At 68.7% G+C, this 12,562-nt stretch carries 4 protein-coding genes; 2 read left to right on the top strand and 2 right to left on the bottom strand.

The features are described from left to right. The first annotated feature begins 205 nt into the window (after positions 1-205). Together ACIGII_RS04975 and ACIGII_RS04970 are read left to right on the top strand one after the other, a co-directional pair. Positions 206-1,813 carry an arylsulfatase gene (locus ACIGII_RS04975; RefSeq protein WP_399633823.1) on the top strand — a complete coding sequence of 536 codons (1,608 nt, stop codon included), beginning with the start codon at positions 206-208 and terminating at the stop codon, positions 1,811-1,813. A gap of 4 nt (positions 1,814-1,817) precedes the next feature. Continuing rightward, positions 1,818-3,515: a SulP family inorganic anion transporter gene (locus tag ACIGII_RS04970; RefSeq protein WP_399633824.1), complete on the top strand. Its 1,698-nt coding sequence runs from the start codon at positions 1,818-1,820 to the stop codon at positions 3,513-3,515. On the opposite strand, the gene ACIGII_RS04965 is transcribed toward ACIGII_RS04970, so the two are convergent. Both ACIGII_RS04965 and ACIGII_RS04960 read right to left on the bottom strand, forming a co-directional pair. Then, positions 3,454-3,699 (bottom strand): hypothetical protein, encoded by a 246-nt coding sequence (locus ACIGII_RS04965; RefSeq protein ID WP_399633826.1) that lies wholly within the window; start codon positions 3,697-3,699, stop codon positions 3,454-3,456. The genes ACIGII_RS04970 and ACIGII_RS04965 overlap by 62 nt on opposite strands. Then, positions 3,696-12,407 (bottom strand): GH36-type glycosyl hydrolase domain-containing protein, encoded by an 8,712-nt coding sequence (locus ACIGII_RS04960; protein ID WP_399633827.1) that lies wholly within the window; start codon positions 12,405-12,407, stop codon positions 3,696-3,698. The genes ACIGII_RS04965 and ACIGII_RS04960 overlap by 4 nt, the downstream gene beginning before the upstream one ends. Positions 12,408-12,562: the final 155 nt, after the last annotated feature.

Genomic DNA, 12,562 nt, shown 5'->3' with positions numbered 1-12,562 from the left:
TATTGCATGAACAGTGGAGACATCACACCTGCGCACGTGTCCAAACGCATCGGTAAAACTACTGCTTCCGGGCGATCGGGCAGATTCGCAGCGGCGTGCGGTCGCGCGGAAAGTACTTGTACCGGGTGCGTACAACTACTGAGGTAGCGGGCCCGCCAATGCCGGACACTCAGCGCTCCCCCTCACGGGCAACCGGAGAAGTGCAGTGACCAAGGCAACCAAGACCGCGTCGGCCAAGGGCAAAGACGCAGGCGGAAACGCAGGTGAACGACCCAATATCCTGGTGATCTGGGGCGACGATATCGGCATGTGGAATGTGGGTGCGTACACCCACGGTTTGATGGGGCACACGCCGAACATCGACAGCATCGCGTACGACGGCATGCTGTTCACCGACCACTACGGCCAGCCCAGCTGCACTGCCGGCCGCGCCGCTTTCATCATGGGCCAGATGCCGATCCGTACCGGCATGACCACCATCGGCATTCCCGGCTCCACCCGCGGCATCCAGGCCAGCGACCCGACCCTGGCGGAGGTGCTGAAGTCGGTGGGCTATGCCACCGCACAGTTCGGCAAGAACCATCTCGGCGACCGCAACGAATTCCTGCCGACCGTGCACGGTTTCGACGAATGGTTCGGCAACCTTTACCACCTCAACGCGGAAGAAGAACCGGAAGAGCTGGACTACCCGGGCCAGAAGAATCCGGAATACAGGAAGACGTATGGTCCGCGCGGCGTCCTGCATGCGTGGGCGTCGGACAAGGACGACGCCACCACCGATGACAAATTCGGCCGTGTCGGCAAGCAGAAGATCGAAGACACCGGCCCGCTGACCCGCAAGCGGATGGAAACCTTCGATGCCGAAGTGGTCGACAAGACCCTGGATTGGCTGGATCGAGTGGGGAAGGGCGACAAGCCGTTCTTCTGCTGGTTCAACACCACCGCCATCCACATTCATTCGCACTCGCCAAAAAATTGGATCCAGAAGGCCGTCGATGAGGGCCGGGCCGAGGAAGACGTGGTGCGTGCCAAGATGCTCGAGCACGACGAGCAGGTCGGCCAGCTGCTCGACAAGCTGCGCGAACTGGGCATCGAAGACAATACCATCGTCATCTACAGCACCGACAACGGCAACGAGATGATGCTGTGGCCCGACGGCGGCTACGCGCCGTTCCGCGGCGAAAAGGGCACCACCTGGGAGGGCGGCGTGCGCGTTCCGCACCTGGTGAAGTGGCCGGCGCGCATTCCTGCAGGCAGTGTGTCCAACGAAATCCAGAACCACGAGGATGTGTACGCGACACTCGCCGCCGCGGCCGGGCTTCCCGATCTGAAGGAAAACCTGCTCAAGGGACACAGCCTCAATGGAACCAGGTACAAGGTCCACCTGGATGGCTACAACAACCTCGACCACTGGACCGGCGAGTCCAAGACCTCCGCCCGCAAGGAGATCTTCTACTACGACGAGACCGATCTGATGGCGGTGCGGGTCAGGAACTGGAAGATGCACATCGGGGTGAAACGCGAAGGCAGCTGGTGGGACGAGAAGTATTACCCCTCGGTCCCCTATGTGTTCAACCTGCGCATGGACCCGATGGAGAAGATGGATCCGCAGTCGCACGAATGGGGCTACATCGGCCGCAAGTTCTTCGCTGCGAAGATGTGGGCGCCGGCCGCCGGCGGTCCGATCATCGCCGCGCACCTGAAGTCGCTGATGGAGTTCCCGCCCTCGCAGGGCGCCGACACCCTGAGCCTGAAGAAGGCGCTGGAAAAGGCGCAGGAGAAGATGGAGAACCCCACTGCCGCCGGCAACTGAGCCCGTGGAGGAGCGGCCGGGCGCAGGCACGCCCGGCCGCACCGGACGCCCGCGTTCCCGGGGCCGCGATCTCCTCGCCGGCCTCGTGGACGCGGTCGTTGCGCTGCCCGACGGACTGGCCACCGCCGCCCTGGTCGGGGTCAATCCGGTGTCGGGCCTGTACGCCAATGCCATCGGTCCGGTGGTCGGCGGGGCGCTGAGCAGCAGCCAGCGCATGGTCGTTGCCACTACCAGTGCCTCGGCCGTCACGGCGGCAGAAGCGCTGTCGAACTACCCGCCGCCGGACCGACCCGGTGCGCTGATGCTGCTGGTCGTGATGACCGGCGCGTTTCTCGTGCTGTTCGGCGTGCTGAAGGCCGGGCGCCTGGTGCGCTTTGTCTCGCATGCGGTGATGACCGGGTTCCTGCTCGGCGTTGCCGTAACCCTGGTGCTGTCCCAGCTGCCCGCGCTGGTGGGCTACACCGCACAGCCGGCCAACACCGGCGCCGCATGGATCGCGCCACATACCGCCGCCGTCGGCCTTTCCGCGCTGGCGCTCCTGCTGCTGCTCAAACCCACCCGGCTCAGCCTGTGGTCACCCATCCTGGCGCTGGTACTCCCCACGCTGGCGGCGCTGGCACTGGGCTGGCACGACGTGTCCACCGTTGGCCAGCAGAGCCCCATCCCGCAGGGATTTCCGCTCCCGCGTGGATTGACGTTCGAGTACCTGGGATTCGAGCTGGTCGGATCGGCCTTCGCCATCGCCGCCGTCGTGGCGATACAGGCGGCGGGGGTCAGCCAGAGCCTGGCGGCGGCGCAGGAAGGGCCGTCCAATGTGTCCCGCGACATGGTCGCCCAGGGCATCGCGAACGGGGCGAGCGGGCTGCTGTCGGGGATCGCGGTGGGTGGCTCGGTCGGGCAGACGGCATTAAATGTCAGCCTGGGTGCGGCCAGCCGGTGGGCGGGCATCAGCGCCGGCCTCTGGCTGCTGGCCTTCCTGTTCCTGGCGCCCGGCATCGTCGGTTTCGCGCCCACCAGCAGCCTGGCCGCATTGATGATCGGCGCCGGCATCGGTGCGATCAACTGGCGCGAGGCGCTTTCGATCTGGCGGGTGGGCGGCAGCGCCCGCATCGCCATCTGCGTGACGTTCGCGGCGTGCCTGTTCCTGTCCATCCCCGCCGCGGTAGGCATGGGCGTGGCGGTCACCCTGGTTTCCTTCATCCTGTCCGCGGCCACCGATGTGTCGGTCAGGATGCTGGTGCGGCGCCCTGACGGACAGGTGGAAGAACACCCGGCGCCCCGACAGCTGGCCAGCCATCAGGTGGTGGTGCTGGACGCGTGGGGCAGCCTGTTCTTCGCCGGCGCACGCACCCTGCAGGAGGCGCTGCCCGATCCCGCCGGCGCCTCCGCCGCCGCCGTGGTGCTGCGCCTGCGCGGGCACAGCGCAGCCGACGCGACCCTGATCAAGATCCTGGATGATTATGCCCAGCGGCTGGCCGCGAACGCGGGTGCGCTGTACCTGAGTGGCGTGGGTGAGCGGCTGGCCGCGCAGCTCCGGCGCTCAGGCAAGCTGACGCGGTCCACCCACGTGGCCTTCCTGGGCGCGGACCCTGTCATCGGCGCCTCGACCCAGGCGGCGCTTGACCTGGCCGAACGCTGGGTCATCGACCATCGGGGGGCGGACCCGGATGCCACGGCGGAAGCGCCACGGCATGTCCTTTGAGCATGTCCTCGATAGACGCGTGCGCCTGTTCCCGCTCGGTCGGCGAACACTGATCCAGGATCTCCGCAGCCAGGCGCTCGAACTGCGGCCAGAACTGCGCTGGATGGCGCACATGCGCCAGCCAGTGCGCCATCATGGCGTCCAGCGCGTCCAACCGGTCCTGGATGTCGGGGCGCACGCTCACCCGGGCGGCGCCTCCAGGTCCAGTGCCACCTGGTAGTGGTGGCCGTCGTCGCGGAGTGCCACGCTGAGCCCCGGTTGCAGTACGCCATCCACATGCAGCGTCGGCTGATCCCGCGCATGTCGTGTCACCACGAAGTCGTAGCGGCTGCGACCGAAGCGATAACTCAGCTCGAACGACGGCCAGTCATCCGGCAGGCACGGTGCAAGCGACAGCTGATCGCCCTGGCGGCGGATACCCAGCAGGGATTCGACCAGCAGCCGGTACATCCAACCGGCCGACCCGGTATACCAGGTCCAACCGCCGCGGCCCACGTGCGGGGATACCGCATACACATCGGCGGCCAGCACATAGGGTTCCACGCGGTAGGTCTGCACCGCCTCCGGGTCCAGCGCGTGGTTGAGCGGATTGATCATCGCGGCCAGTTCCCAGGCGCGTTCCGCGTCGCCCTGGTGGGCGAATGCCATCGCGGCCCACACGGCTGCGTGGGTGTACTGCCCGCCGTTTTCGCGCACGCCCGGCACGTAGCCACGAATGTAGCCCGGATCTTCGGTGGTCTTGTCGAAGGGCGGATCGAGCAGCTGGATCAGCTTGGCGTCCTTGCGCACCAGGTGGGTGTACAGCGAATCCAGCGCCTGTCCGGCGCGCTCGGGCGCGGCAACGCCGGACAGCACCGACCAGCTCTGCGAAATCGAATCGATGCGGCATTCCTCGCTTTCGGTCGAGCCCAGCGGCGTGCCGTTGTCGAACCAGGCGCGGCGATACCACGCCCCATCCCAGGCATGCAGCTCCAGGTTGTGGCGCAGGCGGTCGGCCTGCTCCTGGCACCAGTGCGCGCGGTGTTCATCGCCACGCGCATTGGCCAGCACGATGAAGCGGCGCAGCGTGTCGTGCAGGAAGAAGCCGAGCCACACGCTTTCACCGCGCTGCTGGTCGCCGACGCGGTTCATGCCGTCGTTCCAGTCGCCGCTGCCCATCAACGGCAGCCCGCGTTCGCCCAGCAACTGGCAGCCACGCTCAAGCGCAAGCACACAGTGGGCATACAGCGTGCCGCGCAGGGCAGAGGGGGTGGGCATGTCGTAATACCCTTCCTCTTCCGGCGTGACCGCGCGTCCCTCGATGAAGCCGACCACTTCGTCCAGCACGCTGGCGTCGCCGGTCACTTCCAGGTAGCGGCACGCGCCCTGGGGCAGCCAGAGATAGTCGTCCGAGCAGCGGGTCCGCACGCCGCGGCCCTGCGGGGGGTGCCACCAGTGCATCACGTCGCCTTCGGCGAACTGATGCGCCGCGCACAACAGCAGGTGTTCGCGGGCCAGGTCCGGCCGTGCGTGCACCAGCGCCAGCACGTCCTGCAACTGGTCGCGGAAGCCGAACGCGCCGCCGGACTGGTAATAGCCACTGCGCGCCAGGTAGCGGCTGCCCAGGGTCTGGTAGACCAGCCAGCCGTTGGCGAGGGCATCCAGCGCCGGGTCCGGCGTACGCACCTGCACGCTGGCCAGCACATGGCGCCAGTAGATCCGCACCGCGTCCAGCGCATCGTTGGCCTCGTGCGCGCCCTGGCGTCCCCGTGCCAACGTCAACGTTTCCTCGCGGTCGCGGCCCGCGCCCAGCCGGAACGTGGTTTCACTGCGCTCCCCCGGCGCCAGCTCCAGCGGCACCTGCAGGGCGGCGCAGGGATCCAGCCCGGCGCCCGCGCGACCGCCCAGGCGCTCGCGGCGCAGGGCCGCCGGCGCATGCAGGCCGCCATTGCGCCCGAGGAACTCCAGGCGGTCGCAGGTCCAGCCACAGCCTTCGGCATCGGTGTCGAAGAAGGCCATGCGGCCACCGAAATCGGTGTTGTAGGTGTTGCGTGCCAGCAGCGCGCCGGTCTGCGGGTCGCGCTCGGTGACCACGTGCATGCGCGATTTCGGGCGCAGGTCGCCCATCACCCACTCCACGTAGCCAATGGCCGACAGCCGGCGGGGCCTGCCCGACAGGTTGTGCAGGCGCAGGACCGAATACTTCAGCGGCGCATTGACGTCCACGAAGACCCACAGCTCGCTGACGATGCCGTCCTCGATGTGCTCGTACACCGTGTAGCCGAAGCCGTGGCGCGTGCGGTACGCGCCGGTGCCGCGGCGCGGCAGTGGCATCGGCGACCACACCCGACCGGTGTCTTCGTCACGCACGTAGAACGCCTCGCCACCGGTGTCGGACACCGGGTCGTTGAGCCAGGGCGTCAGCCGGAACTCGTGTGCGTTTTCGAACCAGGTGTAGCCCGGCGCACTCTCGCTGAGCACCGTGCCCAAGCGGGCATTGGCGATCACATTCGCCCACGGCGCCGGCGTCGGGGCACCTTCGCGCAGCACCACCACGTATTCGCGGCCGTCCTCGCTGAAGCTGCCGGTGCCGTTGTCGAACTGGCCGGCACCGCGATACGGCAGGAACGGCCACGGGTCGTCCACGTCCTCGTCGTGCGCGGGGCCGGGCGGCAGCCCGGGTTCGGGCCCCGGGTCGGCGAGGACAGGCACGCCGGCGCTCTCCTCCAGCGACAGCGCCAGTTCCGCCTGCACCGCACGCGGCACCAGCGCCGGCACCCGGCGCGCGGGAGGCGTCTGGCGCCCCACCTGCGCCACCAGCGTGCCGTCTTCGTCGCTGATCACCGCCCGTGCCACCGCCTGCAGCAGGATGCGGTCTTCGTGGGTCATGTTCTGCACCGGCCGCACGAAGATGCCGCCGGGGCGGTCGAGCAGGCCGGTTTCCGAACTGGCCGCAACCATGCCCAGGATCTGGTCCTGCAGTTCCTGCCGGTAGCCGGCCTTGCTGTCGTTCCAGATCACCAGATCGGTGTGGAGTCCCTTCTGGCGCCAGTAGGCGTGGGCCTGCACCAGCTGCCGGACCAGTTCCACGTTCTCCGCATCGGTGACCTTGAGCAGCACGATCGGCAGGTCGCCGGAGATCGCGTGGCCCCACAGCCCGGACTGCCCGCGCTGGTTCTGCTGGAGCACCCCGGCGCTGGCGCGCAGCAGCGGGTTGGCATACAGCACGTGGCTGGCCAGGCGCTCGTACAGCTGTGCCTCGGCCTGGGTCGCATTGATCTGCCGGCGCACCACCTGGCTGTGCGTCCAGGCCAGGTCGAACACGCGGTCGGCCAGGCGGCGGTCACGATACTTGTCCAGCAGGACCTCGCAGCCGGCACGGTCGGCGCCGATGCCATAGACCATGTCCAGCTGCACGGTCTGCTCCGGCTCCAGCACCACCCGCACCCGGATCGCCACGATCGGGTCGAGCACCGAGCCGGCCGTGCCGGAAAGCGCGCTGTCTGCGGTCAACGCCTGCGGCGTCCGCGGCGTATTGCCCCGGCCGAGGAAGCGCGCGCGGTCGGTTTCATAGGAAATCGCCGCCACGTCGGCGTCATGTACGGCGACCAGGTGGAACATCCACGGCGGCACTTCGTCGTGCGAACGCGGCCGCCGCGTGCACAGCACGGCCTGCTTGGCGGCCAGGATCTCGCTCTGCACGAACAGGTTGCTGAAGGCCGGATGCGCGTCGTCGGCAGCGGCCGGTGCCAGCACCACTTCGGCGTAGGTGGTGATCTCCATGGTACGCGGGCGACGGCTGCGATTGGTCAGGCGCAGGCGCCGCAGTTCGATGTCGTCCTCGGCCGAAATGGCCACCTGCAGGTGGCTCTCGCAGCCCAGGTGCGCGCTGCGGAATTCGGCCTTGGCGTCGGAGAAGATCGCCTCGTAGCTGTCCGTCGCCACGCAGGTCGGCTGGTACGCGGCCGACCAGAACTCGCCGCTGTCCACGTCGCGCAGGTAGCAGAAGGTGCCCCACGCATCCGTGGTGCCGTCCTCGCGCCAGCGCGTGAGCGACAGGTCGCCGTGGCGGCTGTAGCCGCCGCCGGCATGGGTCAGCATCCCGTGGTAGCGGCCATTGGACAGCAGCTGCACTTCCGGGCGCGGACCCCCCGGCTTGCGCAGCACGCGTAGCGCCGTTTCATCCTGGCCCATGGCGGCGTGCTCGCCCAGCGCTTCCACCTCATGCGGGTGGAATACACCGATGCGCGGAATGCGCTCCTGCAGCAGCAACAAGGTGGCCTGGAATTCGACATCGGCCACGAAGCGGCGCTGCATCGGCTGGTCGCGCAACAGGTAATCCAGCGACAGCAGTCCCATGCCCTGGTGGTGGGCCATGAACGATCGCAACAGCACGTGATCCTGGCCCGGCGGCACCCGCGCCGGGGTGTAGTCGATCGCCTCGTACATGCCAAAACGCCCCGCGAACCCCAGGGCTTCCAGCGCCTGCAGGTTCTGGCAGGCCGCTTCCGGGGCCACCATCAGCGCCATCATGCTGGCGTAGGGCGCGATGACCCGATCCTGGCCCAGGCCGCGCTTCAACCCCAGTCCCGGCACGCCAAACGCGCGGTACTGGTAATTCAGGCGTGCATCGACGGCGTTGTAACCGGACTCGGACACCCCCCATGGCAGGTTCAGGGTGCGGCCGTACACGATCTGCGCTTCCACCGCATGTCGCGCGGTCTGGTCGAGCAGGGTGTCGGGGAAGCTGGGCATCACCAGCTGCGGCATGAGGTACTCGAACATCGAGCCACTCCACGACAGCAGCGTCGGCGTGCCGTTGACCTCGGTGAGCAGCCGGCCCAGCGCGAACCAGCTCTCCTGCGCCAGCTCGCCCTGGGCGATGGCCACGAACGCGCACAGCCGCGCTTCGGACGCCAGCAGGTCGTAGAAGCTGTTGTCCAGGCGGTGGTCGTCCACGTTGTAGCCGATCGAGAGCAGGTTGCGCGAGCGGTAGAACAGGAACCCGTACTCCATCACCGAGAACTGCCCGGCACGGTGCGCCAGCGCCTGCAGCTGCTCGATGCGTGCGCGTGCCTCGTCGCCGGCAGGACCGGGCAGGGCGGCCAGCTGGCGCAGGCTGGGTATCGGCGCATTCGCATCGGCGCGGGCCTCGGCCGGAATCGCGTCGAGTGCGGCCGTGGCGGCCTGGCATTCGGCGGCGAACAGGGCCGGCCAGTGCAGCTCGCCTTCCCCAGGCGACGCCGGCGCCGGCCATTGCGCCAGCAGGGCGTCGGCCCGTCCGGCCAGTTCCTGCAGCCGCACAAGCGTCGGCGCGATTCCGACGGGAAGGTCTTCCCGTGTCGAGGCCAGCTGCTGGCGGAGCTGGTTGAGCGCCTCGGCGAGCTGGGTGTCGGCGGCTTGGAGCCGTTGACGTTCCTCCTCCACCACGCCCAGGGTATCGGCCAGGCCATCGAAGGTGTGCGGCGACAGCACCGGCGCATCCACCAGCGCCAGCAGGCCCTGGCGCAACGTCAGCAGATGGCCGGCGAGGTTGCCGCTGTCCACCGTGGAGACGTAGCGCGGCGGCAGCGGCGCGAGGGTTTCGGTGTCGTACCAGTTCAGGAAGTGGCCGCGATGGCGTGGCAGCTGGTCCAGCGTGCCGAACGCCAGCGCGGTGCGTTCGGCCACCGCGCCCTGCTGGAGATAGCCGAAGTCCCATGCCGACAGGTTGGCCAACAGGGACAGGCCGATGTTGGTCGGCGAGGTGCGCCGTGCCACCACCAGGGCCGGATGCTCCTGGATGTTGTCCGGTGGCAGCCAATGATCCTGTTCGCGCACCCAGGCCTGGAAGAACGACCAGGTGCGCCGCGCCAACCGGCCCAGGAACGCCCGCTGCGTGTCCGACAGTTCGGCCACGATCGCGGCCGGCGGCCGGCCCAGCCACGCCATCAAGGCGGGCGCGAAGGTCCACGCCAGCAGGAAGGGCAGGGCGATGGGCAGCGCCTGCGGACGCAGGCTGGCCACCACGGCCACCAGCGCAAGCGCCAGCAGCGACCCCGGCGCCATGACCCGCCACTCCGCGCCGCGATCACCCCCGAGGCGGCGCTCCACTTCACTGGAGGGATTCCATTGCAGCAGGTGGCGGCGGGTGACGGCCATGCGCCAGAGCGTGCGCAGCACCGCGCCCGCGGCCAGCAGCGCTTCATAGGGCAGGCAGGCGATCTGCGTGGCGGCGCGCAGCAACGACTGCAGCGTTCCGCGCCCCACCTTGATGTAGTGCGCTTCCAGCGGCGTGTCGTCCGGAACGCTCAGTGCGTCGCGCAGCATGCCGATCAACGGCGGCGCGAACCACAGCGCCAGCACCCAGCCGGTCCAGGCCACCGGCGTGTCGGCCCACAGCCAGCCCGCTGCCAGCAAGGCAAGCGCGGCCACCGGCACCAGGCTGCGGCGCAGGTTGTCCAGCAACTTGCCGCGGGACAACAGGCTGAGCCGGTTGCGCTCCCACCCCGACCCCGCGCGCGGCGTCCACGGCAGCAACCACGGCAACAGCTGCCAGTCGCCGCGGATCCAGCGCGCACGGCGCTTGGCGTCGGCGACGTAGCGCTCGGGATAGTCTTCATACAGGCGCACGTCGCTGACCAGCCCGGCGCGCGCATAGCAGCCTTCCAGCAGGTCGTGGCTGAGGATGCGGTTTTCGGGCAGGCGACCTTCCAGGGCATGCTCGAAGGCCTCCACGTCATAGATGCCCTTGCCCACGAACGAGCCTTCGTCGAACAGGTCCTGGTAGACGTCCGACACCATCCGCGTGTACGGGTCGATGCCGGGCTCGCTGCCGAACATGCGTGCAAACCGCGAGGTACGGCGCCGGCCCAGGCTGGTGCCCACGCTGGGCTGCAGGATGCCGTAGCCCTCCACCACGCGTTGCAGCGCAGGATCGAAGCGCGGGCGGTTGAGCGGGTGGGCCAGCGTCGCCACGAACGCACGGGCTGCGTCCCGTGGCAACTGCGTGTCCGAATCCAAGGTGATGACGAAGCGGACGCCGACCAGCGTCGCCGCATCGCCGACAACCCGCATGAACGCGGCGGCATCACCATGCCGGAGCAGGGCATTGAGCGCTGCCAGCTTGCCGCGCTTGCGCTCATGGCCCATCCAGACCCCTTCGCCGGGATTCCACTGGCGGGGCCGGTGCAGCAGGTAGAAGCGATCGCCGTGCCCGGACGCGTAGCGCTGGTTCAGGCCTTCGATCTGCTGCACCGCGTGCGCGAGCAGGGCGTCGTCATTCGGCGCCTGCGCGTCGGCCGCGTCCAGGAAGTCGGTCAGCAGCACGAAGCGCAGCTGCGGGTCGCGGTTGGCCAGGAAACGGACCTCAAGCGCTTCGACCAGAACGTCGATGCCGTCGGTGCTGGACAGCATCGACGGCACCGCCACCACCGTAGCGCAGGCGGGGGGAATGCCTTCGCTGAAATCGAGTTTGGGCAAGGGGCGCGGCGCGACCAGGATCGTCGCCGTCCAGTTCACCAGCACGATGCCCAGCTCACTAAACACCAGCAGTGCCAGCAGCGCGGCCAGCCAGACCGGCACCGCGCCGGTGCCGGTGGCCAGCAGGCCGGCGGTGGCCAGTGCCGCCAGCACGGTGATCGGCAGCAGGTACAGCGGCAACGGCACGCGATGCGCCAGGCGCGTCGCCCTGCGGTGGCGTGGCGCTGCGTCGGCCACCGCCTCCACGGTGGCGTGCAGGCCTTCGCCGACCAGCCAGTAGCCTACATGTGCGCGCGGACCGTCGGCGGGGAGGGCAGCACGCGCCAGCTCCAGCGCGATGGTGGCCACCCGCTCCTCGGCGATGCGGCTGCCGCGCGCGATTTTCTCCACCACATGCCGGTAGGCGTCACGGGTGCCGAAATCCATCTGCGCATAGACGGCCAGCGGGTCTTCGCGCAGGCGCTGCTCGACCACGCTCATGTCTTCGACAAAGGTGCGCCAGTCCATGGTGGACAGGAAACGCAGGCTGCCGATGCTGTTGCTGATGGATACCTGATCGGCCGCCTGCTGCTGCCCCTCGGCGGCAACCAGGTCTTCGATCCGCTGCCCGGCCGCCGCGGCCCACTGCTCCAGCCAGGCCACGGGCATTGCCCATGCACCGCCGCGCCCCTGCAGCGAGCGGGTCAGCTCGGCAATGAACGCGCCGGTCAGGGGCGGCTCGGAGCGCGCCATGTCGGCCACCACCAGGACCACATCGGTCGGCGTGTCCGACGCCGCACGATTGAGCTGCTCCGCCCACTCCGAGGCCAGGCGACGGTCGGTTCCATCGCGCATGACCCGTGCGGCCATGCGCCGCAGATTCTCCAGCAGGGCCAGGCGCAGCATGATCGGAACCGCCCACAATTCGCCCAGGCTCAACGGCGCCAGCGACTGGTACGCGGCGATGAACCGGCCCAGCGTATCGCCGTCGATACGGCCATCGCCGTGCGCGATCGCCTGCATGGACAGCTCATACACGCGCGGCAGCCCGGCCGAGGGGCCCGACGCCAGCGACGGCAGCTGGCGGCTGTAGCCGCGTGGCAGGTGGCGTCGCGCGGTCTGGATCTGTTCTTCGATGAGGTAGTAGTTGTCCAGCAGCCATTCGCCGGCCGGCGTCACCGGGCGCTGTTCGCGCACCACGCTGCTGAGCAGGGTATTGGCGTCCTCCAACACCCGTTCGTTGGCCTGCAGGCGTTCGAGCAGGCGCTCCGGGCTGGGCCGCATCCGCACGCGGTGCTGCCGCGCCAACGCCCTGCCATACACCTCCATCTGCTCAACGCTGTACAGCGCGGCACGCAGTGGCCCTTCCGTGGCCTCGACCGCCGGAGGCGATGCCTGGCGTTCGCGCCAACGCCAACGCACGAGACGACGTAGACGCAACCAGCGGCCAAAGAGACGACGAAGGTGGGGCATAAGGTACCGGGGGGGAAGGGCAGGGTCGCCTCCGGCATCGTTGCATTTGGGGGGCAGTGGGTTCTGTGAAGGCCGGGTCAACCGGCGCGGTACCGGACTTCACCATGTGGGAACCGGCTGGGGGCGAAGCTCCTTCATTCGCGTGTTTCCCCACG

Source organism: Stenotrophomonas sp. NPDC077420, from assembly GCF_044543385.1.
Taxonomy (GTDB): Bacteria; Pseudomonadota; Gammaproteobacteria; order Xanthomonadales; family Xanthomonadaceae; genus Stenotrophomonas.
Note: the sequence above shows the minus strand (reverse complement) of the source record. Positions and strands in the feature narration are given on the sequence as shown.